This is a genomic window from Sphingomonas molluscorum (assembly GCF_039522995.1).
GTDB lineage: Bacteria > Pseudomonadota > Alphaproteobacteria > Sphingomonadales > Sphingomonadaceae > Sphingomonas > Sphingomonas molluscorum.
This window is the reverse complement of sequence record NZ_BAAAEL010000001.1, coordinates 366,253-391,629: the sequence shown is the minus strand read 5'-3', so window position 1 is coordinate 391,629 and position 25,377 is coordinate 366,253. Positions and strand designations below refer to the sequence as shown.

The window sequence follows — 25,377 nt, the reverse complement described above, 5'->3', positions numbered from 1 at the left end:
TCAGTTCCTCCCCCCGACCGGGACAACGGAAACCGCGCTGCCACGCGCGATGCGGACGCTCGGCCCGGTGACGGCCATGGCGCTGCCGGCGGCACCCGGCATGGTCGGGAAGACCGCCGGTGGCGCCCGGTCCGTGTTCTGGGGCTTGCCCGGCACCGAGCTGCGCTGGAAGCGCGAGACGTCCGCGCCGGTCGACACGGTGCTGCCACCCTCGACCGGACGCGCGGCGAGGCGCGCGAGGGCGGCCCGTTCCGCGTTGGGATCGTCGCTGTCGGGAAGACCGGCGTCTTCGCCGCTTGCGATCGCTTCCTCGAGTTCGGTGCCGCTGTCAGCCAGCGAGCGGAGCGAAAGGGAGATCTGGCCCACGGCCTGAGCCACGGAGATCTTTTCAGCGATGCGCGGGGTCGCCTCAAGCGTCACGGTCGAGAAGGTGTTGACGACCGTGTTCCCCTTTTCATCGACCTGCTTGTCGGTCCGCTGGTCGGTGGCGAGCACGCGCAGGTTGCGCAGCATCGTCTCCGAAGCCTTCAGCGGCGGGCCGTCGCCGCCACCCTCGATGTTCTGGGTCAGGATCAGGTCGACGCGGTCGCCCGGGAAGACGAAGCCTCCGACCGCTCCCTGCGCGGAAACCGGCACCGTCACCGCCCGCATGCCCGGGCCAAGCGCCGCCGCCAGGAAGCCGCGGTCGCCCGGCTTCACCAGCGCGCCCTGCGTGATCGGCTGGCCGGCGGGAATCGGATAGCGGACCACCGTTCCGACCAGCTTCGTCGCGTCCGGCGACCCTTCGGTGTAATAGGCATCGGTGACGAGGTCCTGCGGCCACGGCTGAAAGGCGAGCGCGCCGGCATCGATGATTGTGCCCACCGGGAGCGCGCGCTTGGCGACCAGCACCTTGGGGCCTGCGACCACCGTCGGTTCGCCGGCTGCGGTGGCGGTAGGGGTCGATGCGCCCTGCATCAGGCTGCGCGCCATGAAAGCCGTAATGGCCGCCACGAAGAGCGCGCCCACCAGCAGCAGGACTTTACGAGAATCCATGACGTCGAGACCTTTCCGTCCCTAGGCAGCGATGTTGCGGCATTAGGCAGTCACCGGAACTGGTTAAGAATGGGTTCGCGGATCACGAGGAGCGCCGCCAGCGCGATCGCAACCCCATAGGGTATCTCAGGAAGTTGTTTCTTTTTTCTCAACAGCTTGTCGGCGACCATCAGCAGAGTAAGGGCGCCGCCCAGCAGCGACATCAGCACCAGCATCCACAGCAGCGGCTGCGGCGGCAGCCACAGCGCCAGCGCGCCGATCAGCTTCACGTCGCCGCCCCCCATCTGCCCGAGCCAGAAAGCCCCGACGAACAGGCCGAAGACCGCCACCGCCACCGCCAGCTGGATCGCGACGCCCGGCCACAGGCTGAGCCCGCTCGCCATCCACCAGCCGGGGGCGAGCAGCGCGATCAGCGCGTTCTTCCAGTTCGCGATCTCCCGCGTGCGGACGTCCTCGATGCCTGCGGACAGCAGAAGGACCACCAGCGCGAGCAGCAGAAACGAGGCAAGGGACAGCGGCATCGTCCAAGGGCCTAGACGCAGCCGCTTACGAAACCGTAACCGGGGGCATGGCTGCCCACGCCCTGTATCGCCGCGCGATTCCCGCCGCGGCGCGGATTACCCGATGGCATGCACCCGACGGGTGGGTGCATCGCCGGTTCGACTGGCCAGCGGCAGAGGGTGCCCGCCAGCGCGGCGCCATGCTGTTTCAGGTCGGGCGCGGCGACATATTCGAGAAATATCTGGAGAGCTTCGCCCACTGGCGTGCGTGCGGCTGGTCGATGACGAGCTTCGACTGGCGCGGGCAGGCGGGGTCGGGCCGGCTGACCGACGATCCCCATTGCGGCCACATCGATTCGTTCGACACCTATGTCGACGACCTCGCGGCCTTTGCCGCCGCCTGGCGGGAGGAGCGGGCGGGGCCGCACGTGATGGTCGGCCATTCGATGGGCGGGCACCTGGTGCTGCGCGCCCTGGCAGAGGGCCGGGTGACGGCGGATGCCGCAGTGCTGGTCGCGCCGATGCTGGGGCTGAAGTCGCCGGTGGGCCCGCGTTTCGGCGAGGGTGCGGCGCGGCTGCTGGCCGGACTCGGCCGCAGCAGCCGCCGGGCGTGGCGCGCTAACGAGCGACCCTTCACCCGCGCCGCGCGCCAGACGCTGCTCACCTCCGACCGGGCGCGCTATGAGGACGAGCTCTGGTGGATGGAGGCGAACCCGGCCCATCGCACGGGCCCGCCGAGCTGGGCGTGGGTGCTGGAGGCGTTCCGGTCGACCCGCACGTTGAACGCGAGCCCTGCGCTCGCCACGCTGGACGTACCGGTCCAGCTGCTGGTGGCGGAGGGGGATGCGCTGGTCGATCCCAAGGCGGCGCTGGCGGTGGCGGCGCGGCTCAAGCGGGGAACCCTGGTCCGGTTCGGACCGGAGGCGCGCCACGAACTGCTGCGCGAAAGCGATGCGATCCGCGATCGCGCGATCGGCGAGATCGACCGCTTCCTGGCCGAAGTGCTGGTACCGGCGTGACCCGCCGGGTCGCCATCGTCGGCGCAGGCATGGCCGGCGCCAGCCTTGCCGCGAGCATCGCCGGTAGCGACTCGGTTGTGCTGCTGGAGGCGGAGGGGCATCCGGGCTTCCACGCCACGGGCCGCTCGGCCGCCTTCTGGTCGGAGACCTATGGCGGGCCGGGGGTGCAGCCGCTCACCAGCGCGTCGGGGCCGTTCCTCCACCGGCCCCCGCCGGAGTTCGGTGGCGAACCGTTCCTGGCCGAGCGGGGCGAATTGATGATCGCGCCGGCAGCGGATCCGGCGGCACTGGACGCGTTCGAGGCGCGGTTTGCCGGGTCGGGGATCGCGATGATGCGCGAGGATGCGGCGGGGCGCGTGCCGGGCCTGAGAGGCGGATGGCAGGGCCTGTGGATGCCGAGCTGCGCGGACATCGACGTAGCGCGATTGCACGGGGCCTTCCTCGCCCGCGCGCGCCGGCTGGGCGCCACCCTGCGCTGCGACGCGATGCTGGTGGAGGCGCGGCGCGAGGCGGGAAGCTGGCGGCTTCGGCTGGGCGATGGCGGGGTGGTGGAGGCCGACGTGCTCGTCAATGCGGCCGGCGCCTGGGCGGACCGGGTGGCGGCGCTCACGGGTGCGCGGCCGGTTGGCATCCAGCCCTATCGCCGCACCATGGTGCAGCTGCGCGTCGATCCGCCCGCACCGCCGTCCCTGCCGGTGGTGATGGACGCGGCGGGTGGTTTCTACTTCAAGCCCGAGCCCGGGGGGCGGGTGTGGCTGACGCCGCATGACGAGACGCCGGCCGAGCCCGGGGACGTCGCGGCGGAGGAGATCGACGTGGCGCTCGCGATCGATCGCATGCAGCGCGTGGTCGACTGGCGGGTCGAGGCGGTCGAGCGGCGCTGGGCGGGCTTGCGCAGCTTCGCGCCGGACCGACTGCCGGTCTATGGCTGGGACCCGCGGGTCGAGGGGCTGTTCTGGTGCGCCGGGCAGGGGGGCTTCGGCATCCAGACCGCGCCCGCGGGCGCGGCCCTGTGCGCGGCGCTGATGGGGCGGGGGACCGTGCCGGCGGGCGTGGACGCCGCTCTCTACCGTCCGGAACGGTTCGGCTGACGCCTCAGGCGGCGGCGCTCCGGCTGCCCACCGCCATCGCGGCGTCGCTCGCGAGCTTGTCGGCGCGCTCGTTCTCCGGATGGCCGGCGTGGCCCTTCACCCAGACCCACTTGATCTGGTGCGGCTTGGCGGCGGCGAGCAGCGCCTGCCAGAGCTCGGCGTTCTTCACCGGCTTGCGATCGGCGGTCTTCCAGCCGTTTTTCTGCCAGCCTTTGATCCACTTGGTGAGCCCGTCCATGACGTAGCGGCTGTCGGTCGACAGCGTCACCTGGCACGGCCGCTTGAGGGCGTTCAGCCCCTCGATCGCGGCCATCAGTTCCATGCGGTTGTTGGTGGTATGCGCTTCGCCGCCCGACATCTCGCGCTCGTGCTCGCCAGAGCGGATCACCACGCCCCAGCCGCCGCGGCCGGGATTGCCCTTGCACGCGCCGTCGGTGAAGATTTCGACGGGGGTCAGTTCGGTCATGCAAACGCGTTCCTGTTGTTCTCGTACCAATCGAGCCGCCGCAGATAGGCGAGCGGGTCCTTGCGCGTCACCAGCGCATCGGCGGGGGTGTTGATCCAATCCCAAGCGCGCGTCAGCAGGAAGCGAATGCACGCCCCCTCCGCCAGCACGGGCAGCGCCGCACGTTCGTCGGGCGAGAGGCCGAAGCCGGCTTCATACCCCGCCAGCAAAGCGCGTCCAACGGCGGGGTCGAGCGGCGTGCCGGTGCCGTCGAAGCTCCACGCGGAGTGCATCACGGCGAGGTCGTAGGCGCGCACGTCGGTGCAGGCGAAGTAGAAGTCGATGAGGCCGGTGACTTCGTCGCCCAGCATCAGCACATTGTCGGGGAACAGGTCGGCGTGGATGGCGCCGACCGGCAGCTGGTGCGGCCAGGCGGCGAGCACCCTGTCGAGCGCGCTTCCCACCCGATCCCGCAGGCCCGGCTGGATGCTGTCGAGCCCGGACGCGCATTGCTCGAACAGCTGCGGCCAGGTCTCCACCCCCATGGAGTTGGGGCGGGTCGGGGCAAAGTCGGTGAGCGCCGCATGCATGCGCGCCATCGCAGCGCCCCCGGCGCGGGCCTGCGCCGGCGTCGGCTGGCTGAGCGATACGCCGGACAGGAACTCGATCAGGCAGGCGGGGCGCCCCTCCAGCGTCTGGATCACCGTGCCGGTGCGGTCGGGCAGCGCGGGCGGCACCGGATTGCCGGCGTCGGCGAGTCGATCGATCATCGCGAAGAAGAAGGGCAGGTCGCCCGCATCCACGCGCTTTTCATAGAGCGTCAGGATGAAGCGGCCGCGGGTGGTGTCGACCAGATAGTTGGAGTTCTCGACCCCTTCGGCGATCCCCTTGGCCGAGACCAGCGCGCCCACGTCATAGCGGGCGAGGAAGGCGCCGAGCGCCTCCGCCGAAACCTGCGTATAGACGGCCACCGGTCAGGCGGCGGCGGCTTCGAGGCCGCGGGGCAGCTTGAAGGTGAGGGTCTCGCGGGTCATCTCGACCTCGCGCTCGCGGATCTCGAAGCGCTCGGCAAGGCGATCGACCACTTCGCGCACCAGCATTTCGGGGGCGGACGCCCCGGCGGTGAGGCCGAGCGAGCCGACACCCTCCAGCCAGGCGAAGTCGATCTCGCTGCCGCGCTGGATCAGATGGGCGGGCGTGCCCTCGCGCTCGGCGACCTCGACCAGCCGCAGCGAGTTGGAGGAGTTGGGGGCGCCGATCACCAGCACCAGGTCGACGGACGACGCGATCGCCTTCACCGCGGCCTGGCGGTTGGAGGTCGCGTAGCAGATGTCGTCCGCCTTGGGCGCGACGATCGCGGGGAAGCGGCGCTGCAGCGTCGCCATGATGTCGGCAGTGTCGTCGACCGACAGCGTGGTCTGGGTGAGGAAGGCGAGGTTGTTCGGGTCGATCGGCATCACCGCCTCGGCATCCGCCACCGTCTCGATCAGCGTCATCTGGCCCTGCGGCACCTGGCCGAAGGTGCCGATCACTTCCGGGTGGCCGGCGTGGCCCACGAACAGGATGTGGTGGCCGGTGGTCACCAGCCGCTCGGCCTGGCGGTGTACCTTCGAGACCAGCGGGCAGGTGGCGTCGAGATATTCGAGGCCGCGATCTTCCGCCTCGGCCGGCACCGACTTGGGCACGCCATGGGCGGAGAACACCACCGGCACGCCGGCAGGCACCTCGTCCAGTTCCTCGACGAATACCGCGCCCTTGGCGCGCAGGCTGTCGACCACGAACTTGTTGTGGACGATTTCGTGCCGGACGTAGACGGGCGCGCCGTGCTTCTCGATCGCGAGCTCGACGATGCGGATCGCGCGGTCGACGCCGGCGCAGAAACCGCGGGGCGCCGCGATCAGCAGCTCGAGGACGGGCTTGGCAGCGGGCGGCGTGGCGGGATCGGTCATCACCCCTGCGCATCTACGCGATTGCTTGCGTGCTTGAAAGGCGCTTCCTATGCTGGCGGCGGTCCGGGTCGGCGCTGCATGCGACGGCCCGTTCGTCGTGAAAGGTGTACTCCCCTGTGATCGTCCGAACGCTCGCTGTTTCCGCTGTCGCGCTCCTCGCCCTCGCGGGGTGCAGCCGTAAAGGCGAGATCGACGTGACCCGTGGCGTCGGCATCACCACGGTCCGCTCCGCCTGCCCGGCGGCGGGCGTGCCCGCCGGCACCGGCGACATCACCCTGTTCGATCCGGCCGGCACCCAGCTGGCGAGCGCGATCGACGTGACCGCGACGATCACCAACGTGCGCGCCACCTGCAACGAGACGGGCGAGGACATCGTCTCCACCGTCACCTTCGACATCCAGGCGCGCCGCACCCGCACCGATGGCGCCCGCCAGGTCGACCTGCCGTACTTCCTGACGGTGGTGCGCGGCGGATCGCAGGTGGTGGCCAAGCGCATCAACCACGCCGTGCTCGACTTCGCCCCCGGCGAGGCGCGCGCCCAGGCGACCGGCAGCGCGACCGCGGTCGTGCAGCGTTCGGCGGCCACGCTGCCGGACGAGATTCGCCAGCAGATCACCCGGCCGCGCAAGGCCGGCGCAGAAGATGCCGCGGTCGACCCGCTGTCGACTCCGGAAGTGCGCCAGGCCGTGCTCAACGCCTCGTTCGAGGCGCTGGTCGGCTTCCAGCTCACCCAGGACCAGCTGCGCTACAACGCCACGCGCTGATCGGACGCCGGTCTAATCGACGCTCACCGCGCGAGGCCGATTGACTCGGCCCCGCGGTCGAGCCAGAGCGGGCGCGTCGATGGCCGGGAACGGCCATGGGCACGCGCGGGAGAGCGCCGCCGGCCTTGGAGGCCGCATGTGGCCGCCGAAGGAGCAACCGCCCCGGAATCTCTCAGGCTAAAGGGACCGCGCGCGCCAACGACACTCTGGAAAGCGCGCCGTGGTTCCGGCGCCACCGAAGGGGTAAGCGCACAATCGCTGCGCGAAAGCTCTCAGGTTCCGTGACAGAGGGGGCGGCGGGGATGCGGGGAGGCCTGTGTCTGCGTCGTGCCAGACCTGCCGGAGACTGCGCGAATGAGCGACTCGATTTCCTCTTCCGATGCGGACGGCTTCGAGCCGATCGCGCCCTCGTTGCTGCCGCTCGACGCCTGGCATCGCGCCAAGGGCGGTCGCATGGTGCCCTTCGCCGGGTACGAGATGCCGGTGCAGTATGAAGGCATCATGGCCGAGCACCTGTGGACCCGTAGCCACGCCGGCCTGTTCGACGTCAGCCACATGGGCCAGCTGCTGTTCACGGGTGAGGGCGTGGCCCAGGCGCTGGAAGCGCTGCTGCCGGGCGACCTCCAGGTGCTGGCTGCCAACCGCATGCGCTATTCGCTGCTGCTCGCCGACAATGGCGGCATCCTCGACGACCTGATGGTGACCCGCCTGCCGGAAGCGCACCCGTTCGGCGAAGCGGGCGAGCCGGCGCCGGCGGGCGAGGCCTTCTACATGGTCGTGAACGGCGCCACCAAGTATGACGACCTGGGTCACCTGCGCGAGGCGCTGGCCGATTCGATCACCATCAACCACCTCGAAGACCGCGCGCTGCTGGCGCTGCAAGGCCCGGAGGCGGTCTCCACGCTTGCGCGGCTGATCCCCGGAGTCGATGCGCTGCGCTTCATGACGGCGGGTGCATTCGAATGGGCGGGCCACGCGCTGTGGATCAGCCGCTCGGGCTATACCGGCGAGGATGGCTGCGAGATCTCGCTGCCGGCCGAAGCTGCCGAGGCGTTCGCCGACGCGCTCGCCGCCGAGCCGGAGGTCCAGCCGATCGGTCTCGGCGCGCGCGACTCGCTGCGCCTGGAGGCCGGCCTGCCGCTCTATGGCCACGACCTGGACGAAGAGACTACGCCGGTCGCCGCCGACCTGGGCTTTGCGCTGTCGAAGCGCCGCCGCGAGGAGGGGGGCTTCCCCGGTGCCGAGCGCATCCTGGCCGAGCGTGCCGTGGGTCCGGCGACCAAGCGCGTCGGCCTGCGCGTCGACGGGCGCCAGCCGGTGCGCGAGGGCGCGGCCGTCGTCGACCAGTCCGGCAAGACCATCGGCCGCGTGACCTCGGGCGGCTTTGCCCCCAGCGTCGGCGCGCCGATCGCCATGGCGTATGTGCCCGCCGCCCTCGCGGTCGCCGGCACCGAGATCACCCTTTCCCAGCGCGGCAAGGCGCACAGCGCCGAAGTCGTCGCCATGCCGTTCATTGCCCACAACTACGTCCGCTAAGGAGCGCCGTCGATGAGCCGTTATTTCACCGAAGAGCATGAGTGGGTCGAAGTCGACGGCGACGTCGCGACCGTCGGCATCACCGAATATGCCCAGAGCCAGCTGGGCGACATCGTGTTCGTCGAAGTCCCCGAGGAAGGCCGCGAGCTGACCAAGGGCGACGAGGCCGCGGTGGTGGAGTCGGTCAAGGCCGCTTCCGACGTCTACACGCCGGCATCGGGCACCGTGGTCGAGGGCAATGCCGAGCTCGAGGCGAGCCCGGCCCTCGTCAACGAGGATCCGGAAGGCGACGGCTGGTTCTTCCGCCTGACCCTGTCCGACCCGTCCGAGCTCGAAGGGCTGATGGACGCGGACAAGTACGCGGCGTTCGTCGCCAAGCTCTAAACCCCAAGTCCGCCAGCCTTAGGCTGGCATCTCGGGCCGCGGGCGCGCCTCTCCTCGAAGACGCGCCCGCGGCGTGAGACCCTGGCGGTGGCCGGGGTGACGTCCCGAAGGATTGCCATGCGCTACCTGCCCCTGACCCAGCCTGACCGTGAGGCGATGCTCGCCGCGGTGGGCGCGTCCTCTGTCGACGCGCTGTTCGCCGATGTGCCGGAGGCCGCGCGCCTCGACGGCCCCGTGCCCGGCCTGCCCAACCACGCCAGCGAACTCGCCGTCGAGCGCCACCTTTCGGCGCTTGCCGCCAAGAACCTCGCCGCCGGTACCGCGCCGTTCTTTCTCGGCTGTGGCGCCTATCGCCACCATGTGCCGGCGAGCGTCGACCATCTGATCCAGCGCGGCGAGTATCTCACCGCCTACACGCCCTATCAGCCGGAAATCGCGCAGGGCACGCTGCAGATGCTGTTCGAGTTCCAGACGCAGGTCGCACAGCTGTTCGGCTGCGACGTAGCGAACGCGTCGATGTACGACGGCTCCACCGCGTGCTGGGAAGCGATCACCATGGCGCGCCGGGTCACCCGCCGCGGCAAGGCGATCCTCTCGTCGGGGCTGCACCCGCATTACGTCTCGGTCGCCAACACCATGGCGAAGTTCACCGGCGACGTGCTGGATACCTCCGCGCCGACGCTCACCGCCGACACCGATGCCGAGGCGCTGATCGCCGCGATCGACGGGGATACGTCGTGCGTGGTCGTCCAGTATCCGGACATCCTCGGCCGCATCCCGGACCTGCGCCCGATCGCCGAGGCGGCGCACGCCAACAAGGCGCTGCTGATCGCGGTGGTGACCGAGCCGGTGGCGCTGGGCGCGATCGCCTCGCCGGGCGAGCTGGGCGCCGACATCGTCGTCGGCGAAGGCCAGTCGCTGGGCGTCGGCCTGCAGTTCGGCGGGCCGTACGTCGGCCTGTTCGCCTGCTCCGACAAGCTGGTTCGCCAGATGCCGGGCCGCCTTTGTGGCGAGACCGTGGATGCCGAGGGCAAGCGCGGCTTCGTGCTGACGCTGTCGACCCGCGAGCAGCATATCCGTCGCGAAAAGGCGACGTCGAACATCTGCACCAACTCGGGGCTGTGTGCGCTTGCCTTCTCGATCCACATGACGCTGCTGGGCGAGAAGGGCCTGCGCCAGCTCGCGGCGAGCAACCACGCGCGCGCCTCGGCTGCGGCCGACCGGCTGGCGAAGGTGCCGGGCGTCGAGCTGGTCAACACCAGCTTCTTCAACGAGTTCACGCTCAAGCTGTCGAAGGAAGCGCGGCCGGTCGTCCGGACGCTTGCGGATCGCGGCGTACTCGCGGGCGTGTCGCTCGGCCGGCTGTATCCGGACGCGCCACAGCTTGCGAACGGACTAGTGGTGGCGGTGACCGAGACGGTGACTGCAGAAGATATCGAGACGCTCGCAACCGAGCTCGAAGAGGTGCTGGCATGACGATCAACCAGAGCGGCTGGCGCCCCGAGATGGGCGGCGGCGACGAGGCCACCCAGGCGACCTTCACCGGCAACCGCGCCCTGATGCTCGAAGAGCCGTTGCTGTTCGAGATCGGCTCGGTGGACACGACCGGCGTCGACTTCGACGAGGCGCCGCAGGCGCCGTCGCGGCTCGGCGGCATGGAGCGCAAGGACTCCATCGGCCTGCCCGGCCTGTCGGAGCCGGAGGCGGTGCGTCACTACACGCGCCTCAGCCGTCAGAACTATGCGATCGACCTGGGCCTGTTCCCGCTCGGCTCGTGCACCATGAAGCACAACCCGCGCTTGAACGAGCGCATGGCGCGGCTGCCGGGCTTTGCCGACGTGCACCCGCTGCAGCCGGTCGACACGGTGCAGGGCGCGCTGGAGGTGATCCACCAGCTCGCCCACTGGCTGGTGACGCTGACCGGCATGGACTCGGTCGCGATGAGCCCCAAGGCCGGCGCGCATGGCGAGCTGTGCGGCATCCTCGCGATCCGCGCGGCACTGGAGGCCGAGGGCGAGGGACACCGCAAGGTGATCCTGGTGCCCGAGAGCGCTCACGGCACCAATCCCGCGACCGCGGCCTTTGCCGGCTTCAAGGTCGAGGACATTCCCGCCACCGCCGAAGGGCGTGTCGACCTGGAGGCGCTGAAGGCGCGGCTGGGGCCGGACGTCGCGGGCGTGATGATCACCAACCCGAACACCTGCGGCCTGTTCGAGCGCGACATGCGCGCGATCAGCGACGCGGTGCATGGCGTTGGCGGCTATGTCTATTGCGACGGCGCCAACTTCAACGCGATCGTCGGGCGGGTGCGTCCGGGCGACCTCGGCATCGATGCGATGCACATCAACCTGCACAAGACCTTCTCGACCCCGCACGGTGGCGGCGGACCGGGTTCGGGCCCGGTGGTGTTCTCGGCGGCGCTCACACCGTTCGCACCGCTGCCCTTCGTCGAGAAGCAGGGCGACCGCTTCGCGCTGATCGAGGAAGAGACCGCGGGCGAGCATCATGCCGGCAGCTTCGGCCGCATGGTCGCCTTCCACGGTCAGATGGGCATGTTCACCCGTGCGCTGAGCTATATCCTCAGCCACGGTGCCGATGGCCTCTACCAGGTATCGGGCGATGCGGTGCTCAACGCCAACTATGTCCTGCGCCAGCTGGAAGACGTGCTCGACGCGCCGTTCGGCGGCAGCGGCCCGTGCATGCACGAGGCGCTGTTCTCGGACGCAGGCCTGGCCGAGGGCTTCACCACGCTGGACGTGGCCAAGGGGCTCATCGACGAGGGTTATCACCCGATGACGATGTACTTCCCGCTGGTCGTCCACGGCGCGATGCTGATCGAGCCGACCGAGACCGAGTCGAAGGCTGCGCTCGACCAGTTCATCGGCGCGCTGCGCTCGGTGGCGGAACGCGCCAAGGCCGGCGACCAGGCGCTGAAGGGCGCGCCGCACTTCGCACCACGCCGTCGCCTCGACGAGACCCAGGCGGCCCGCAAGCCAGTGCTGCGCTGGAAGGCGCCGCAGCCGGCGGCGGAAGCAGCCGAGTAGCCGCGCAGCCTCTCCTCCCGGGCCGGCGTCCGGGAGGAGAGGCTGCCGATACTTGCGCGTAGGCGTCGCTCGTGGAGACGACGCCGGAACCGGCCAAGTATCGCCCACGTTGTTCCGAATAGTTCACGCTCCGTTCAACCGCGTTCTGCGACCAGTGCGAGCATTCCTATTCGGGAGAATTCCCATGTTTCTGAAGCGCATCCGTACTCTCGCGCTGATCGCAGCAGCGGGCTTGGGCGTCAGCGCCTGCACCTATGGCGACGGCGGCTATGGCTATAGCGGCGTATCCGTCGGCTATGGCTCCGGCGGGTACTATGATCCCTATTATGACAGCTATGGCGCCGGCTATTACGGCAGCGGCTTCGGCTCGCCCTATTGGGGCTGGCAGGGCAATTATTATTATCCGGGCACCGGTTACTACGTCTACGACCGCTATCGCCGCCCGCACCGCTGGAACGACAGCCAGCGCCGCTATTGGGAGCAGCGCCGGCACAACTGGCGCGGCGATGGCCGTCCGGGCAACAACTGGAACGACTTCCGTCCCGGCGACGGACGTCCCGGCGTGCGCCCCGGCCGCCCGGGTGACGGACGCCCCGGTGATGGACGCCCCGGTCGTCCCGGCTATGGCCGTCCGGGCGACGGGCGCCCCGGTGTCCGTCCGGGGCAAGGCGGCGAATATCGTCCCGGTGTCCGTCCCGGCCGGCCCGGTTCCTGGGTCCCCAGTTCGCGTCCGGACCAGGGGGGCGCAGGCGCCCAGCGCCCGGATCGCCCCGGCGGCAGCGACGCGCGGCCGGGCGGCCGGCCCGGCCCGAGCTGGGGGGATCGCGGCGGTCGGTCGAGCCCGCGTTGGGGTGGCCAGAGCGGCCGCTCCAGCCCGCGCTGGGGCGGGCAGGGTGGCCGTTCGGGCGGTCCGCGCTCCAGCGGCCGGGGCGGATCGCGTCCGAACTGACCTTAGGGGGCGGGCTTCGGGCTGAACCCGGGGCCGCGCCGCCCGAGCGCGTTACTGCGCCTTGAGGACGCCGCGGAACGGCGCGTCGGTGCCGTCGACCCCCTGGGCGGGCGGCAGGCCGATCAGGTCGCGCAGCAGCGGGTAGACGTCGACGTTGTCGAAATCCGGCAGCGTGCGCCCGCTCGCAAAGGCGGGGCCGTTGGCGATGAACAGCGCCGTCATGTCCGGCGCCATGTTGTCGAAGCCATGGCTGCCGCCCGCCTGCGGCTGTGTCGGCGTGGTCGGCAGCACCTGCCAGCCGTCCTCCGCCAGGCACAGGATCGCCGGCACGCGCGGGTTGCGGCCATAGTGGAAGCGGGCGGGGATCTCCCCCTTGCGCCAGCACTCCATATGCGCGTGCGGCTTCAACAGCGCCTTTTCGACTGCCGCTTCCTTGCCCGGCGTTGGCGTCAGCGCGGCATAGGGGCCCGCCTCCACGACGTGGTAGAGGGCCGGATCGGCGAGCTTGTCGAGGGCCACGACCCGCTCGCTGGTGGTGGCGGCCATGCCGTGATCGGCGACGATCACCAGGTTTGCAGGCTGGCCCATCGCGGCCAGGCCTTCGACGAGCGCACCGACCGCTGCGTCCACATCGGCAGCGGCCTCGTTCACCTCACGCGAGTCCGGACCGAACTGGTGGCCGGCACTGTCCACCGCCTCGAAATAGAGGGTGAGCAGGCGGGGGCGGATCGCGGCAGGGCGCCGCAGCCAGTCGAGCACCCCGTTGACGCGCTGAGTCGCGCTGATTGCCTGGTTGTACTGCTGCCAGTCGGCCGGGCGGGTGCCGCCCTGCGTCTTGTGCGGCCATTCGGCGGCGCGCGTGGCGCCGATCGGAACGTTCGAGCCGGGCCAGAACTGGGTCGCCGTACGGATGCCCGCCTTCTCGGCCGCTACCCAGATCGGCTCGGCGCCGTTCCACCAGCTCGGATCGTCCGTCGCCATGGTGAAGACGTTCTTGGGATCGGCAGGATCTTCCATCCGGTTGGCGACGATGCCGTGCCGATCGGGACGCACGCCGGTCACCAGCGTCCAGTGATTGGGGAAGGTCTTTGAGGGGAAGGAGGGGTGCATCGGCCCGGTCACGCCCGTTGCGGCGAGGCGGGAGAGCACCGGCGTCACGCCGCGCTGCAGGTAATCGGGGCGGAAGCCGTCGATCGAGACGAGGATGGTGACGGGCGCCCTTGCCTCAGCCGGGGCAGCCACCGGGGCAGTGCCGGCGACCGTGCCTGGAGCAGGCAGGGTCTGGGTGCAGGCGGTGAGCGAAGCGAGGGCCAGGAACGCGGCGGAAGCGGGCTTGAACATGACCCGCCCTTCGCGCGCGTCCGCGGCAGGAATATGACAGTTGGGCCCTTGGCCGGCCTTTCGACCGGCAAAGGATCAGACGTTGAAGCGGAAGAGCATCACGTCGCCGTCGTGGACGACATATTCCTTGCCCTCCTGGCGCAGCTTGCCCGCCTCGCGTGCACCGGCTTCGCCGTTGCAGGCGATGTAGTCGTCGTACGCGATGGTCTCGGCGCGGATGAAGCCGCGCTCGAAGTCGGTGTGGATCTCGCCTGCGGCCTGCGGCGCCTTTGCACCGGCTTCTACCGTCCAGGCGCGCGCTTCCTTGGGGCCGACCGTGAAGAAGGTCAGCAGGTTGAGCAGCTTGTAGCCGGCGCGGATCACGCGGGCGAGGCCGGTCTCGGTCAGGCCCAGGTCGCTCAGGAACTCCTGGCGGTCGGCCGGCTCCATGGTCGCGATCTCGGCCTCGATCGCAGCGGAGACGACGACGGCCTGCGCGCCTTCGGCGGCGGCCTTCTCGAACACCTTGGCGGAGAGCGCGTTGCCTTCGGCCGCGTCTTCCTCGTTGACGTTGCAGACGTAGAGCACCGGCTTTGCGGTGAGCAGCTGCGCCTGGGCGAAGACGCGGGCTTCTTCCTCGTCCTTGGGCTGGGTGAGGCGTGCGGGCTTGCCCTCGCGCAGCAGTTCGAGCGCCTGGCCGAGCACGGAGGCGCCGATCTTGGCCTCCTTGTCGCCCTGTTGGCCCTTCTTGACGAGGTTGGGGACGCGCTTTTCCAGGCTCTCCAGGTCGGAGAGCATCAACTCGGTCTCGACCGTCTCGGCGTCGGCGATCGGATCGACCTTGTTGTCGACGTGCTGGATGTCGTCGTTTTCGAAGCAGCGCAGGACGTGGACGATCGCGTCCACCTCACGGATGTTGCCCAGGAACTGGTTGCCCAGGCCCTCGCCCTTCGACGCGCCGCGCACGAGCCCCGCGATGTCGACGAAGCCCAGCTGGGTCTCGATGATCTTTTGCGAGCCGGCGATGGCAGCCAGCTTCTCCAGCCGCTCGTCAGGGACGGCGACGTTCCCGACGTTGGGCTCGATGGTGCAGAACGGATAATTCGCCGCCTGCGCCGCTGCCGTCTGGGTCAGCGCGTTGAAAAGGGTGGACTTGCCGACGTTCGGAAGCCCGACGATGCCGCAGCGGAAACCCATGTCCGGTTCTTCGATCCCGTTGGTGAAGGTGAAGCCCGCCGCATAGGCGCTTCGGGCTCCCTTTACCAGACGGGTGCTGCGGCACCGCCGCGAAGGCTATGCTTTCTTGGTCGTCTTCTTGCGCTTGGCCTTGGCCTTGGCCTTCGGCGCCTCGCTGTCGCGGGAAAGCAGCAGCACGGCACCGATCGCGAGCGCGCCGAGGCCAACGCCGGCAAGCGTCGCCAGCGTTACGCTGCGCGTCCGCTCGCGATCCGCCTCATCCTGCGCGCGGCGGGCGGCGGCGCGCGCCGCCGTCTCTGCAATTGCGGGCGATGGCGGGGGCGGTGCCTGGCGGGGGTAGGGGGCCTGGTTCGCGTCAGGAACGGGCGGGGTGTGGCTCATGGGCGATCTTCCGGTCTGCTGGGGATAGGCAAGGGCGGCTTATTGATAGCCGCCTTCTTCCTCGCGCTCCTCGGCTGCCTCGGCCTGGGCTTCTTCCAGTTCGTCTTCGTTCTGGTTCTCGGTGGACTGGTCGTTGGGGTTCGGATCCTGGATCATCGGGACGGTCCTTTCTGGCTGGGTCTCCCCTTCAACCGTCCAGCCCGCCCCGGCGTTCCCCCTACCAGCGGTAGTTGAAGCTCACGCTGATCCGCTCGCCCTTGCCCGCGTGCGGCATGACCTCGTGCCGCAGCCAGCTTTCCCACAGGAGGATGGTGCCGGGTTCCGGGTTCACCTCCACGAAGGTGGCGAGGCTTTCGGGCGCATCCGGCCGGCGTGGCGGGGCCGCCATGAACCGTGCGAGGCGCGGGTCCTCCAGCTTGAGGCCGCCGGCACCCTCGGGCACGGCGACATAGACGGTGCCGGAGACGACGCTGTGCGGATGGAGGTGGCCGGAGTGGCCGCCGCCGGGCTTCAGCAGGTTGACCCACAGGCTGTCGAGCTTCAGCCGGCGCCCGCCCAGGTCCATCGCGCAGGCTTCCGCAAAGCGCGCGACGTGCCGGTCGAGCAGGCGCTTCAGGTCCGCAAACGCGGGGTCGCGGATCGGCAGGTCGTCGAGCGAGGCATAGCTGGTGTAGCCGCGGTAGCGATGCTCGCGCGACCAGCGCTTGCCGGCAAGGTCGTCCTCTGCCAGCGCGCGGACGCTTTCCTCAAGTTCGGCGATCAGCTCGGGCTGGCCGATCTGCTCCTGATAGAGCGGGGTGGTGAAGAGGTGGCGGACGGGCATGGGGGACTCCTGGGGTAGATCGACATGATACCCGACCCGTTTGTCTCGAGTAGGGATCGAGCTTGTCGAGAGCCCGTATCGAGAGAGCCACCGCAACCGGTCTCTCGATACGCCGTCTCGACAAGCTCGACGGCTACTCGAGACGAACGGTGGATGAGCTAGGCGGGCAGAGCATCCGCGACAGAGGAGTGCCCTAATCCCGCTGCAGCCGCAGCGCGACCTCGTTCATGAAGCGGACGTCGTCGCCGCGCGCCAGCCACTCGGCTTCCGCCGCGACCGCACCCAGCATGTCGGACAGATCGTCAATCTCGGCCTTGGCATAGTTGCCGAGCACATAGCCGGTCACCCGGTCCTTGTGCCCCGGATGGCCGATGCCGAGCCGGACGCGGCGATAGTCGTTGCCGATGTGCTGATCGGTGGAGCGCAGGCCGTTGTGGCCGGCAGCACCCCCGCCGGTCTTCACCTTCACCTTGAAGGGGACCAGGTCGAGCTCGTCGTGGAACAGCGTCACGTCGGCCGGCGTCAGCTTGTAGAAGCGCATCGCCTCGCCGACCGAACGGCCGCTCTCGTTCATGTAGGTGCCGGGCTTCAGGAGCAGCAGCTTCTCGCTGCCGATGCGCCCTTCCTGCACCCAGCCCTGGAACGCCTTTTTCGGCGGGGAGAAACCGTGCACCTCGCCGATCGCATCGACGGCCATGAAGCCGACGTTGTGGCGCTGCATCGCATGTTGCGGGCCCGGATTGCCCAGGCCGACCCAGAGCTGCATGGCTGTCCCCGTGCTTGGGTGTTCCAAAAGAACATCGCCCCCGCAACAGGTTGCGGAGGCGATGCTGTCTTTACCGATGTCGGAAAAGGGAAGGGCTCAGGCGCCCGCACCCTCGACTTCGGTCTGGGTGTCGCCTTCGCTCGACTTGAGCGCGGACGGCGCCACGATCGTCGCGATGGTGAAGTCGCGGTCTTCGATCGCCGGCTGCGCGCCCTGGGGCAGCGTCACCGCGGAGATGTGGATCGAGTCGCCGACTTCGGCGCCCTTGAGCGAAACCTCGACCTGGTCGGGGATGTTCGCTGCGTCGACCACCAGCTCCAGCTCGTGACGGACGACGTTCAGAACGCCGCCGCGCTTGATGCCGGGAGCCTCTTCCTCGTCGGTGAACACGACGGGCACCTGGACGGTGACGGTCGAGTGCTCGCCGATGCGCAGGAAGTCCACGTGCACCGGCAGGTCGGTGACGGGATCGAAGGCCACGTCCTTGGGCAGCGTGCGGATCGAGGAACCGCCGGCGTCGATCATCACGACCGAGTTCATGAAGTGGCCGGTCATCAGCAGGCGCATCAGTTCGCGACCGTTGACGTGGATCGGGGTCGGTTCTTCGTTGTTGCCGTAGATCACGGCGGGCACGCGGCCTTCACGACGAAGCGAACGGGAGGCTCCCTTGCCAACCCGATCGCGCGTCTCGGCCGACAGCGTAAGCTGGTCGCTCATCACAGTCTCCGTATTGCGCTTGGTTCCATGTTCGCCGACCGGGCCTCCAGGGATGACCCCGGCACGACAAGGGCGCGCGCTTACGCGAACGCGCGCCGGAACGCAAGCGAACCGCCGCCCAGAGCCGCCGCAGCTACTTCTTGAGCACGTCCAGCGCCGCTGCCGTCAGCGCCTCCGTCGCGGTGCCGATCACGGCCTCCGCATCCGGTGCCCAGCCGGCGCTGTGGAGCGAGGGCAGCTCGGCGACCCCGTCCTGCGCCTCCGCCCATTTGTCGGCGGGCACCCCGCCGACCCAGAAGATCATGCTCTGGATCGACTTGTCCGCCAGATAATAGCGGCTGAAGTCCTCCCCGCCCATCGTCGCCGGCACCTCCTTGACCCGTGCCTCACCGAACCGGCCGGTGAACAGCGTGCGCAGCTCGTCCGACAAGGGCTCGGTGTTGAAGGTGGCGGGGGTGTAGGTCTGCTCGACCTGAACGGTCGGCATGCGATTCTCGGGGATGCCGGCGGCGATCGCCTCGCCGCGCGCGATCCGGGCGATGCCGTCGAGCAGCTGCTTGCGCGACTCGTCGGTGTAGCTGCGCACGGTCAAGAGCAGCTTCGCCTCGTCGGGGATGATGTTGTGCTTGGCGCCGGCATGGAAGCTGCCGACCGTCACCACGCCCGGCGTCTGCGGATCGAGCTCGCGCGAGACCAAGGTCTGGAGCGCGCCGACGATGCGGGAGGCGAGCACGATCGGGTCCTTGGTGGTGTTGGGATAGGCGCCATGGCCGCCGACGCCGCGCACCACCACGTCGACCGAGTCGACGTTGGCGAAGGTGTAGCCGGAATGGACGCCGAGGACGCCTGCCTGCAGCCCGGCGCTATCGTGAAAGGCGATCGCATGGGTGGGCTTGGGAAAGCGCGTGTAGAGGCCGTCCGCCAGCATCGCCTGCGCGCCGAGCCCCACTTCTTCCGCCGGCTGCGCGATCATCACCAGCGTGCCGGACCATTGGCCTTTCATCGCCGAGAGGTTGCGCAGCGTGCCGACCCAGCTCGCCATGTGCGTGTCGTGGCCGCAGGCGTGCATCACGCCCGTTTCCACGCCATCGGCGGTGGTGGCGCGGACTGTCGAGGCGAAGGGGAGGCCGGTCGCCTCCGACACTGGCAAGCCGTCCATGTCGGTCCGGATCAGCAGCGTCGGGCCGGGGCCGTTGCGCAGCACCGCGACCACGCCGGTGCCGCCGACCTTCTCGGTCACGGTGAAGCCTGCCTTGCGCGCCTCGGTCGCCATGCGGGCGGCGCTCTTCACCTCCTGCCGGCTGAGCTCGGGTGCGGCGTGCAGTTCGCGGTAGAGCGCGGTCAGCTGCGGCAGGGCCGCCATGGTCGCGTCGCGGACCGGTTCGGCAGCGGCGGGCGAAGCCGCGGCGGATAGGGCGGTGGTGAGCACAGTGGCGGCGAGCATTGGACGCATGGCGATTCCCCCTGATGTGGACGCCAGCGTGCGACGACCAGCCGCCGCTTGGCAAGCAGCGCTCAGCCGGCGGGGACCAGCTCGATCACGTCCAGGGTGGATTCGAAGCGCGGATAGGGAAGGGCGATGCGCCAGCGGCCCTCCGCCACGCGCTCGACCCGGCCGGCCATGTCGCGGGTGGTGTCGCGGCCATAGTCCAGGGGTGCGGTCTCGTCGCTGAGCATCAGCGTGCCTAGGAAGATGCCGCGCACCTCGCTGTCCGGCAGGATGAGCCCGACCGGACGCTGTGAGCCGGTGCGCTTGTAGAAGCTCAGCACATCCCCCTCCTGCTCGATGCGGCAGTCGAAGAAGGGATAGGCGACGTAGCCGGGGGTCGCGGCACGACCGGTGCCGAGCTTGAAGACGCGGCAGCGATAGTCGCCGGGCGGTGGGGGCGAGCCGGGCAGCGCCAGATCGGGATCGAACAACTCGCCCTGCGCTGCGACCTCCTTCGGACTAACCACCCGGGCCGCCGCCAGTGCCGCCATCCAGGCGGTGCGCCAGTTGCGCAGCCGGTCGCGATCGGCGGCGGTCGCCATCGAGCGCCAGTCGGGCGTGGCGCTCGGCGTGGCGGCAACGTCGGAACGCTCGGCACTGCCATGAGCACAGCCGCTCGCGAGCAGTGCCGCCGCCAACACCGTCCAACACCCGCCAATTCGCATCCGCACCATCCCCCGATCCGATTTCGTTTTGTCGAACGACCAAGCTCGCCGCTTCGATCTGCAAGCGCAAGCGCCGTCAGGCGGCGGTCCAGCCGCCGTCCATCGAGAGATTGGCGCCGGTGATCGCCTTCGCCTCGTCGCGGCAGAGGTACAGCGCGAAGGCGGCGACCTGCTCCGAGGTGACGAACTCCTTGGTCGGCTGGGCGGCGAGCAGCACGTCGTTCATCACCTGCTCGCGGGTCATCCCGCGCGACGCCATGGTGTCGGGGATCTGCTGTTCGACCAGCGGCGTCCAGACATAGCCGGGCGAGATGCAGTTGACGGTGATGCCGTGGGTGGCGGTTTCCAGCGCGATCGTCTTGGTAAGACCGGCGATGCCGTGCTTGGCCATGACATAGGCCGATTTGTTGGGGCTCGCGACCAGCGAATGGGCCGAGGCGGTGGAGATGATCCGGCCCCAGCCCTGCCGCTTCATGTGCGGCACCGCGGCGCGCATCATGTGCCACGCCGACGACAGGTTGATGGCGATGATGGCATCGAACTTCTCGACCGGGAACTCCTCGATCGGGGCGACGTGCTGGATGCCGGCATTGTTGACGATGATGTCGACCGAGCCGAATTCCGCCGCGGTGCCATCGACCATCGCCGCGATCTCGTCCGGCTTGGTCATGTCGGCGGCATTGTAGCGCGCCTCACCCCCGCTCAGCGCCGCGAGGCCCGCGCGCTCGCGCTCGATCGCTTCCGCATCGCCGAAGCCGTTGATGACCAGCGTCGCGCCCTCGGCAGCCAGCGCCTTGGCGATCGCCAGGCCGATGCCGGAGGTGGAGCCGGTGACGATCGCGGTCTTGCCCTTCAGGAACATGGCAGGGTCCTTTTGCTGGATCAGCGCGGCGCCGGGGGGAGCGGCGGCGTGCGGGTGAGGTCGTAGGCGGCAGTCTTGCCGTTGAGGAGGTCGGCGGCGACCACCTGTGCGTTCGCCATGGTCTCGGCAACGGCGGCACCGCCGGCGGCCCAATGCTCGTGCATGGTGCGCGCGGAGAATTCGAAGTCGCGCGATCCGCCCTCCCAGGCGTTCGCGCGGTAGATCAGCTGGACGAGGCTCACCGGCAGCTCGGCCGCCATCGTCGCGAGCGCCTGCACGTCGGGGTCGCCGGACAGTTCGGCAGGGAGCTTTTCAAGGACCTTGCGAATCGCCTCCCGCTCCTGGCGCAGCTTCATGCGCTCGTCGCTCACCTGGCGGGTGCGGCTGGAGAAGCGGATCTCCTTTTCGCGCGCCAGCACGTCGGTGATCGTGCGCGGGCGTTCGGAGGCCGCGGCGAACAGATCGACCTGGAACACCAGCATCGCCGCGTCCTGATGATCGAGCACATGGGTGAGCGGCGTGTTGGAGACGAGGCCGCCGTCCCAATACCATTGCCCGTCGATCTCCACCGGCGGCAGGCCCGGCGGCAACGCGCCCGACGCCATGATGTGGCGCGCGTCGATGCGGCGCTCGCGCGTGTCGAAATAGGCGAAGTTGCCGCTCTCCAGGTTCACGGCGCCGACCGAGAGGCGCACCGGGCCGTCGTTGAGCAGGTCCCAGTCGACCAGTGCGTCGAGCGTCTCGCGCAGAGGCTCGGTGTCGTAGAAGCTCAGCGCCTCGCGCGTGCCGGGCAGGGCCAGGGCGGGGGGCCAGAGCCGCGGGCGGAAGAAGCCGGGGACGCCCTGGCCGAGCACAAAGGCGGCGGACCATTCATGCACCGCCTCGCGCACGCGGTCGTCGGGATAGAGCGGGAACCGCGGCAGGGCGCTGCTCGCTTGATCCCAGAAGGCGCGAAGCCGCTCGATCCGGCGCTCGGGCGGATTGCCGGCAATGATGGCGGCGTTGACGGCACCGATGGAGATGCCCGCCACCCAGTCGATCTCGATGCCGGCGCCCTCCAGCGCCTCGACCACGCCGGCCTGATAGCTGCCGAGCGCGCCGCCGCCCTGCAGCACCAGGGCCACGCAGTCGGGCAGCGGAAGGACGTCGCGGCTGCGGCGCGTGCGGCGCAGGCTGGGATCGGCATCGGCCATCGGGAGCGACCATGGACCGGAAGCGCCGCGGCTTCAACGGGATGCGCACATTCGGCGGCGGGGCGTGCAACGTCCCGGCTCGCCGCGCATTTTGGTTGCGGACCTTCAACGAACAGGGATGGCGCGATGCGTCTCGACGATCTCGATCCGACACGGAACGCACGCGACCTGGGAAGCGGCGGCGGCGGGGGCGGCGGCTTCGGCCTGCTCGGCCTGTTGCCGCTGTTGCTCGGCCGAGGGCGGATGGGCTGCGGCAGCTTCGCGATCCTGGCGGTCGTGGTCGTCGGCTATCTGTTGATGAGCGGCGGCGGCGGCATCCTGGGCGGCGGCGGTGGCCAAAGCGTGCAACAGGGGCGGGTTGCCAGCAGCGGCAACGGCAACGTCGCCTGCGACACCGAGGCCGAGCTGTTCTCGTGCCGGGTGATGACCTCCACCGAGCAGACCTGGAGCCGGATCTTCCAGGAACAGGGTGCCACCTATCGCCCGGCGACGATCAACTTCTACCAGGGTGGCGCGCAGTCAGGCTGTGGCGCCGCCCAGTCCGCGATGGGGCCCTTCTACTGCCCGCCGGACCAGGGCGTGTACCTCGACACCAGCTTCTTCCAGGAACTCAGCCAGCGCTTCGGCGCGGCGGGCGACTTCGCCCAGGCCTATGTCATCGCGCACGAGGTCGGCCACCATATCCAGAACCTGACCGGCACTGCCGAAAAGGTGACGGCGATCCAGCAGCGCTCCAGCCAGGCGGAGGGCAATGCCGCCTCGGTGCGGCTGGAACTGCAGGCGGACTGCTACGCCGGCGTCTGGGCGGCGCGCAACCGCGACCGCATCGAGCCGGGCGACGTCGAGGAAGGCATGCGCGCGGCGCAGGCGATCGGCGACGACACGCTCCAGCAGCAGTCGCAGGGCCGCGTCGTGCCGGAGAGCTTCACCCACGGCACCTCCGCCCAGCGGATGAAGTGGTTGCGCACCGGCCTGGAATCGGGTGATCCAGCCAAATGCGATACTTTTTCCGGAGCGATCTGACCCGATGAGCGTGGCCTTTCGACGTGAGGACGACGACGAGCACAAGGAGCCGAAGTTCGAGCTGCCGCTGCCGCCCGGCGAGAACCTGGTGACCCGCCGCGGCCTGGCGAAGATCGAGGCGGAGGTCGCCCGACTGGAGGCGGCGGTCGCCGCCGAGACCGACGACGAGAAGCGTGCCACGTTGAAGCGCGACCTGCGCTATTGGCGCGCGCGCTTTTCCACGGCGAACATTGCGCCGCCCCCGCCCGAGCGGGAGGTGGCGTTCGGCTCCTGCGTGACCTTTCGCCTGAACGGACAGACCCGCACCGTGTCGCTGGTCGGCAGTGACGAGGCGGACCCCGCGGCGGGGCTGATCCCGTTTACCGCGCCGCTTGCGGTCGCGATGACGGGCGCGGAAGCGGGCGACCTGGTCGATTTCGGCGGGCGCCCGGCGGCGATCGAGGTGCTCGATACCCGCCCGATCGCGGAACCGGCGTCCTGAGTACGTCGCTTCGCGTCCTGGTCGATGCCGATGCCTGCCCGGTCAAGGACGAGGTGTGTCGGGTCGCCGAGCGCCATGGCGCGCAGGTCACGATCGTCAGCAACGCCTGGCTGCGGGTGCCGCCGGGCGTCGAGCGGGTGGTGGTCGACAGCGGCTTCGACGCGGCCGACGACTGGATCGCCGAGCATGCCGACGCCCGATCCGTGGTGGTCACCGCCGACATCCTGCTCGCGGACCGGGCGCTGAAGGCGGGAGCGAGCGTGGTCGCACCCAGCGGCAAGCCGTTCACCACCGCCTCTATCGGCAGCGCCATCGCGGTGCGCGCGATCATGGCGGACCTGCGTGCCGGGGGCGAGCAGATCGGCGGACCGGCGCCTTTCTCCAAGGCGGATCGATCGCGCTTCCTTCAGGCGCTCGACACGCTGCTGGTGCGGCTGGCGCGGACGGGGTAGCGCAGGGCTTCCCAAGGAGAACCATCATGGCCGAACGTTTCGAGCGCCATCGCCAGCCCTGGCGCCCCGACGAGATCCAGAAGCTGCACACGCTCGCCAAGAAGGGCATGGCCCTGAAGGCGATCGCCAAGGCGCTCACCCGCAGCGAGGAATCGGTGAAGCAGCGTGCCAAGGAAGACGGGCTGCCGATCGCCAAGCTGCATTGATCGCCCGGGCGGGAGACCCGCGCCGTCGCCTGCGTTGTGCCTGCGTCCCGAACAGGAGAAGCAGACGATGAAGGCGATGACAGTAGCCGCCCCGGGCGGCCTCGACCGGCTGCGGCTGGAGGAGCGGCCCGAGCCGGGCGATCCCGGTCCCGGCGAGATCCGCGTGGCGCTGCACGGAAGCTCGCTCAACTATCACGATTATGGCGTCGCGACCGGCGGCATGCCCACCGACGACGGGCGCGTGCCGATGGCCGACGGCGGCGGCACGGTGGAGGCGGTCGGCGAGGGCGTCCGCGAGTTTGCCGTCGGTGAATCGGTCGTGTCCTGCTTCTTCCCGGATTGGCTCGCCGGACCCGCCAGGATCGGCGACTTCAGCCGGACGCCCGGCGACGGCATCGATGGCTTCGCGCAGGAGCGGGTGGTGTTGCCCGCCACCGCCTTTACGCGCGCGCCCAAGGGCTATGACGCGGTGGAAGCGGCGACGATCACCACGGCCGGCCTCACCGCCTGGCGCGCGCTGGTAGTCGACGGAAACCTCAAGGCCGGCGACACGGTGCTGCTGCTGGGCACCGGTGGCGTCTCGATCTGGGCATTGCAGATCGCCAAGGCGATGGGCGCGCGGGTGGCGATCACCTCTTCGTCCGACGAGAAGCTGGAGCGCGCCCGCGCCCTCGGCGCGGACTTCACGCTCAACTACCGGTCCGAAGCCGAGTGGGGCCGCCGGGTGCGCGACTGGAGCGGGGCGGGCGTCGACCATGTCGTGGAGGTCGGCGGACCGGGTACGCTCGCCCAGTCAATCGAGGCGGTGCGGGTCGGTGGCCACATCTCGCTGATCGGCGTGCTGACCGGACGGGGCGGCGAGGTGCCGACGGCGGCGCTGATGGCCAAGCAGGCACGGTTGCAGGGGCTGATCGTCGGCAGCCGCGCGGACCAGCAGGCGTTCGTCACCGCCCTGGAGGCGACCGGCATCCGCCCGGTCGTGGACCGGCGCTTCGCACTCGAAGACCTTGCCGACGCGTTCCGCTACGAGGAAAGCGGCAGCCACTTCGGCAAGATCGGCGTCGAGTGGTAGGCGGCCCCTGAGCT

Annotated in this window: 28 protein-coding genes and 1 riboswitch; of the genes, 13 read left to right on the top strand and 15 right to left on the bottom strand. The window is 69.7% G+C overall.

What is annotated here, in order from left to right; translation table 11 throughout:
• Both cpaB and ABDZ92_RS01960 read right to left on the bottom strand, forming a co-directional pair.
• The gene (gene cpaB / locus ABDZ92_RS01965; RefSeq protein ID WP_125958959.1) at positions 1–1,035 is read right to left on the bottom strand and encodes a Flp pilus assembly protein CpaB; all 1,035 of its coding nucleotides are present in this window, start codon (positions 1,033–1,035) and stop codon (positions 1–3) included.
• Between the two features lie 50 nt (positions 1,036–1,085).
• Positions 1,086–1,556 carry an A24 family peptidase gene (locus ABDZ92_RS01960; RefSeq protein ID WP_125958958.1) on the bottom strand — a complete coding sequence of 157 codons (471 nt, stop codon included), beginning with the start codon at positions 1,554–1,556 and terminating at the stop codon, positions 1,086–1,088.
• 47 nt (positions 1,557–1,603) lie between these two features.
• Here ABDZ92_RS01960 and ABDZ92_RS01955 point away from each other — a divergent pair, with 47 nt between their 5' ends.
• Positions 1,604–2,554: an alpha/beta fold hydrolase gene (locus ABDZ92_RS01955; protein WP_125958957.1), complete on the top strand. Its 951-nt coding sequence runs from the start codon at positions 1,604–1,606 to the stop codon at positions 2,552–2,554.
• Complete coding sequence (locus ABDZ92_RS01950; protein ID WP_125958956.1) at positions 2,551–3,645, top strand: NAD(P)/FAD-dependent oxidoreductase; 1,095 nt, start codon at positions 2,551–2,553, stop codon at positions 3,643–3,645. Before ABDZ92_RS01955 ends, ABDZ92_RS01950 begins: the two co-directional genes overlap by 4 nt.
• A 4-nt stretch (positions 3,646–3,649) precedes the next feature.
• Here the strand turns inward: ABDZ92_RS01950 and rnhA are convergent, their stop codons facing one another.
• From rnhA to ispH, 3 genes are read right to left on the bottom strand one after another with little or no spacing between them, the layout of a single operon-like run.
• Complete coding sequence (gene rnhA / locus ABDZ92_RS01945) at positions 3,650–4,111, bottom strand: ribonuclease HI (RefSeq protein WP_125958955.1); 462 nt, start codon at positions 4,109–4,111, stop codon at positions 3,650–3,652.
• Positions 4,108–5,061, bottom strand: coding sequence for a homoserine kinase (thrB, locus tag ABDZ92_RS01940; RefSeq protein WP_125958954.1), 954 nt, complete (start codon positions 5,059–5,061; stop codon positions 4,108–4,110). Before thrB ends, rnhA begins: the two co-directional genes overlap by 4 nt.
• A 3-nt stretch (positions 5,062–5,064) precedes the next feature.
• Positions 5,065–6,039, bottom strand: coding sequence for a 4-hydroxy-3-methylbut-2-enyl diphosphate reductase (gene ispH / locus ABDZ92_RS01935; protein ID WP_125958953.1), 975 nt, complete (start codon positions 6,037–6,039; stop codon positions 5,065–5,067).
• Positions 6,040–6,155: 116 nt separating this feature from the next.
• Between ispH and ABDZ92_RS01930 the strand changes: the two genes are divergently transcribed.
• From ABDZ92_RS01930 to ABDZ92_RS01905, 6 genes are all read left to right on the top strand, one after another.
• Positions 6,156–6,803 (top strand): hypothetical protein, encoded by a 648-nt coding sequence (locus ABDZ92_RS01930; protein ID WP_132882534.1) that lies wholly within the window; start codon positions 6,156–6,158, stop codon positions 6,801–6,803.
• Between the two features lie 96 nt (positions 6,804–6,899).
• A riboswitch (glycine riboswitch) is annotated at positions 6,900–7,002 on the top strand.
• A 155-nt stretch (positions 7,003–7,157) separates the two neighbouring features.
• The gene (gene gcvT, locus ABDZ92_RS01925; RefSeq protein ID WP_125958951.1) at positions 7,158–8,339 is read left to right on the top strand and encodes a glycine cleavage system aminomethyltransferase GcvT; all 1,182 of its coding nucleotides are present in this window, start codon (positions 7,158–7,160) and stop codon (positions 8,337–8,339) included.
• Between the two features lie 12 nt (positions 8,340–8,351).
• Complete coding sequence (gene gcvH, locus ABDZ92_RS01920) at positions 8,352–8,723, top strand: glycine cleavage system protein GcvH (protein WP_125958950.1); 372 nt, start codon at positions 8,352–8,354, stop codon at positions 8,721–8,723.
• A gap of 117 nt (positions 8,724–8,840) precedes the next feature.
• Complete coding sequence (gene gcvPA / locus ABDZ92_RS01915; protein WP_125958949.1) at positions 8,841–10,199, top strand: aminomethyl-transferring glycine dehydrogenase subunit GcvPA; 1,359 nt, start codon at positions 8,841–8,843, stop codon at positions 10,197–10,199.
• Positions 10,196–11,767 (top strand): aminomethyl-transferring glycine dehydrogenase subunit GcvPB, encoded by a 1,572-nt coding sequence (gcvPB, locus tag ABDZ92_RS01910; protein WP_125958948.1) that lies wholly within the window; start codon positions 10,196–10,198, stop codon positions 11,765–11,767. The genes gcvPA and gcvPB overlap by 4 nt, the downstream gene beginning before the upstream one ends.
• Before the next feature lie 184 nt (positions 11,768–11,951).
• The gene (locus ABDZ92_RS01905) at positions 11,952–12,716 is read left to right on the top strand and encodes a peptidase (RefSeq protein ID WP_241211684.1); all 765 of its coding nucleotides are present in this window, start codon (positions 11,952–11,954) and stop codon (positions 12,714–12,716) included.
• A gap of 51 nt (positions 12,717–12,767) precedes the next feature.
• Here ABDZ92_RS01905 and ABDZ92_RS01900 read toward each other — a convergent pair whose 3' ends face one another.
• The 10 genes from ABDZ92_RS01900 to ABDZ92_RS01855 form a co-directional block, all read right to left on the bottom strand.
• Positions 12,768–14,057 carry an alkaline phosphatase family protein gene (locus ABDZ92_RS01900; RefSeq protein WP_125958947.1) on the bottom strand — a complete coding sequence of 430 codons (1,290 nt, stop codon included), beginning with the start codon at positions 14,055–14,057 and terminating at the stop codon, positions 12,768–12,770.
• Positions 14,058–14,132: 75 nt separating this feature from the next.
• Positions 14,133–15,233 (bottom strand): redox-regulated ATPase YchF, encoded by a 1,101-nt coding sequence (ychF, locus tag ABDZ92_RS01895; protein ID WP_125958946.1) that lies wholly within the window; start codon positions 15,231–15,233, stop codon positions 14,133–14,135.
• Between the two features lie 96 nt (positions 15,234–15,329).
• The gene (locus ABDZ92_RS01890; protein ID WP_132882527.1) at positions 15,330–15,614 is read right to left on the bottom strand and encodes a hypothetical protein; all 285 of its coding nucleotides are present in this window, start codon (positions 15,612–15,614) and stop codon (positions 15,330–15,332) included.
• 217 nt (positions 15,615–15,831) lie between these two features.
• Positions 15,832–16,437: a TIGR02466 family protein gene (locus ABDZ92_RS01885; RefSeq protein WP_125962224.1), complete on the bottom strand. Its 606-nt coding sequence runs from the start codon at positions 16,435–16,437 to the stop codon at positions 15,832–15,834.
• A gap of 193 nt (positions 16,438–16,630) precedes the next feature.
• Positions 16,631–17,203, bottom strand: coding sequence for an aminoacyl-tRNA hydrolase (gene pth, locus ABDZ92_RS01880; protein ID WP_125962223.1), 573 nt, complete (start codon positions 17,201–17,203; stop codon positions 16,631–16,633).
• Between the two features lie 96 nt (positions 17,204–17,299).
• Positions 17,300–17,920 (bottom strand): 50S ribosomal protein L25/general stress protein Ctc, encoded by a 621-nt coding sequence (locus ABDZ92_RS01875; protein WP_125962222.1) that lies wholly within the window; start codon positions 17,918–17,920, stop codon positions 17,300–17,302.
• Positions 17,921–18,053: 133 nt separating this feature from the next.
• Positions 18,054–19,373, bottom strand: a complete 1,320-nt coding sequence (locus tag ABDZ92_RS01870; RefSeq protein WP_272695230.1) for an amidohydrolase — start codon at positions 19,371–19,373, stop codon at positions 18,054–18,056.
• Between the two features lie 62 nt (positions 19,374–19,435).
• Positions 19,436–20,050 carry a DUF4893 domain-containing protein gene (locus tag ABDZ92_RS01865; RefSeq protein ID WP_125962221.1) on the bottom strand — a complete coding sequence of 205 codons (615 nt, stop codon included), beginning with the start codon at positions 20,048–20,050 and terminating at the stop codon, positions 19,436–19,438.
• Positions 20,051–20,150: 100 nt separating this feature from the next.
• On the bottom strand, positions 20,151–20,936 hold the full coding sequence (locus ABDZ92_RS01860) for a 3-hydroxybutyrate dehydrogenase (protein WP_125962220.1): 786 nt from the start codon (positions 20,934–20,936) through the stop codon (positions 20,151–20,153).
• 20 nt (positions 20,937–20,956) lie between these two features.
• Positions 20,957–22,129, bottom strand: coding sequence for a patatin-like phospholipase family protein (locus tag ABDZ92_RS01855; RefSeq protein WP_125962219.1), 1,173 nt, complete (start codon positions 22,127–22,129; stop codon positions 20,957–20,959).
• 126 nt (positions 22,130–22,255) lie between these two features.
• On the opposite strand from ABDZ92_RS01855, the gene ypfJ reads away from it, so the two are divergent.
• The 5 genes from ypfJ to ABDZ92_RS01830 all read left to right on the top strand — a co-directional run bounded on the left by ypfJ (position 22,256) and on the right by ABDZ92_RS01830 (position 25,363).
• Complete coding sequence (ypfJ, locus tag ABDZ92_RS01850; protein WP_125962218.1) at positions 22,256–23,152, top strand: KPN_02809 family neutral zinc metallopeptidase; 897 nt, start codon at positions 22,256–22,258, stop codon at positions 23,150–23,152.
• A gap of 4 nt (positions 23,153–23,156) precedes the next feature.
• Entirely contained in the window at positions 23,157–23,633 is a 477-nt protein-coding gene (locus ABDZ92_RS01845) for a GreA/GreB family elongation factor (RefSeq protein WP_125962217.1), read from the top strand.
• Positions 23,630–24,085 (top strand): YaiI/YqxD family protein, encoded by a 456-nt coding sequence (locus ABDZ92_RS01840; RefSeq protein ID WP_125962216.1) that lies wholly within the window; start codon positions 23,630–23,632, stop codon positions 24,083–24,085. The genes ABDZ92_RS01845 and ABDZ92_RS01840 overlap by 4 nt, the downstream gene beginning before the upstream one ends.
• Before the next feature lie 26 nt (positions 24,086–24,111).
• The gene (locus tag ABDZ92_RS01835; protein WP_125962215.1) at positions 24,112–24,291 is read left to right on the top strand and encodes a hypothetical protein; all 180 of its coding nucleotides are present in this window, start codon (positions 24,112–24,114) and stop codon (positions 24,289–24,291) included.
• A gap of 67 nt (positions 24,292–24,358) precedes the next feature.
• Complete coding sequence (locus ABDZ92_RS01830) at positions 24,359–25,363, top strand: zinc-dependent alcohol dehydrogenase family protein (RefSeq protein ID WP_125962214.1); 1,005 nt, start codon at positions 24,359–24,361, stop codon at positions 25,361–25,363.
• The last annotated feature ends 14 nt before the right edge of the window (positions 25,364–25,377 follow it).

Excerpts from the sequence above, each read along its gene's own strand:
- cpaB (WP_125958959.1), bottom strand. The coding sequence starts at position 1,035 with ATGGATTCTCGTAAAGTCCTGCTGCTGGTGGGCGCGCTCTTCGTGGCG.
- ABDZ92_RS01960 (WP_125958958.1), bottom strand. The coding sequence starts at position 1,556 with ATGCCGCTGTCCCTTGCCTCGTTTCTGCTGCTCGCGCTGGTGGTCCTT.
- ABDZ92_RS01955 (WP_125958957.1), top strand. The coding sequence starts at position 1,604 with ATGGCTGCCCACGCCCTGTATCGCCGCGCGATTCCCGCCGCGGCGCGG.
- rnhA (WP_125958955.1), bottom strand. The coding sequence starts at position 4,111 with ATGACCGAACTGACCCCCGTCGAAATCTTCACCGACGGCGCGTGCAAG.
- ispH (WP_125958953.1), bottom strand. The coding sequence starts at position 6,039 with ATGACCGATCCCGCCACGCCGCCCGCTGCCAAGCCCGTCCTCGAGCTG.
- gcvT (WP_125958951.1), top strand. The coding sequence starts at position 7,158 with ATGAGCGACTCGATTTCCTCTTCCGATGCGGACGGCTTCGAGCCGATC.
- gcvH (WP_125958950.1), top strand. The coding sequence starts at position 8,352 with ATGAGCCGTTATTTCACCGAAGAGCATGAGTGGGTCGAAGTCGACGGC.
- gcvPA (WP_125958949.1), top strand. The coding sequence starts at position 8,841 with ATGCGCTACCTGCCCCTGACCCAGCCTGACCGTGAGGCGATGCTCGCC.
- gcvPB (WP_125958948.1), top strand. The coding sequence starts at position 10,196 with ATGACGATCAACCAGAGCGGCTGGCGCCCCGAGATGGGCGGCGGCGAC.
- ABDZ92_RS01905 (WP_241211684.1), top strand. The coding sequence starts at position 11,952 with ATGTTTCTGAAGCGCATCCGTACTCTCGCGCTGATCGCAGCAGCGGGC.
- ABDZ92_RS01900 (WP_125958947.1), bottom strand. The coding sequence starts at position 14,057 with ATGTTCAAGCCCGCTTCCGCCGCGTTCCTGGCCCTCGCTTCGCTCACC.
- ychF (WP_125958946.1), bottom strand. The coding sequence starts at position 15,233 with ATGGGTTTCCGCTGCGGCATCGTCGGGCTTCCGAACGTCGGCAAGTCC.
- ABDZ92_RS01890 (WP_132882527.1), bottom strand. The coding sequence starts at position 15,614 with ATGAGCCACACCCCGCCCGTTCCTGACGCGAACCAGGCCCCCTACCCC.
- ABDZ92_RS01885 (WP_125962224.1), bottom strand. The coding sequence starts at position 16,437 with ATGCCCGTCCGCCACCTCTTCACCACCCCGCTCTATCAGGAGCAGATC.
- pth (WP_125962223.1), bottom strand. The coding sequence starts at position 17,203 with ATGCAGCTCTGGGTCGGCCTGGGCAATCCGGGCCCGCAACATGCGATG.
- ABDZ92_RS01875 (WP_125962222.1), bottom strand. The coding sequence starts at position 17,920 with ATGAGCGACCAGCTTACGCTGTCGGCCGAGACGCGCGATCGGGTTGGC.
- ABDZ92_RS01870 (WP_272695230.1), bottom strand. The coding sequence starts at position 19,373 with ATGCGTCCAATGCTCGCCGCCACTGTGCTCACCACCGCCCTATCCGCC.
- ABDZ92_RS01860 (WP_125962220.1), bottom strand. The coding sequence starts at position 20,936 with ATGTTCCTGAAGGGCAAGACCGCGATCGTCACCGGCTCCACCTCCGGC.
- ABDZ92_RS01855 (WP_125962219.1), bottom strand. The coding sequence starts at position 22,129 with ATGGCCGATGCCGATCCCAGCCTGCGCCGCACGCGCCGCAGCCGCGAC.
- ypfJ (WP_125962218.1), top strand. The coding sequence starts at position 22,256 with ATGCGTCTCGACGATCTCGATCCGACACGGAACGCACGCGACCTGGGA.
- ABDZ92_RS01845 (WP_125962217.1), top strand. The coding sequence starts at position 23,157 with ATGAGCGTGGCCTTTCGACGTGAGGACGACGACGAGCACAAGGAGCCG.
- ABDZ92_RS01835 (WP_125962215.1), top strand. The coding sequence starts at position 24,112 with ATGGCCGAACGTTTCGAGCGCCATCGCCAGCCCTGGCGCCCCGACGAG.
- ABDZ92_RS01830 (WP_125962214.1), top strand. The coding sequence starts at position 24,359 with ATGAAGGCGATGACAGTAGCCGCCCCGGGCGGCCTCGACCGGCTGCGG.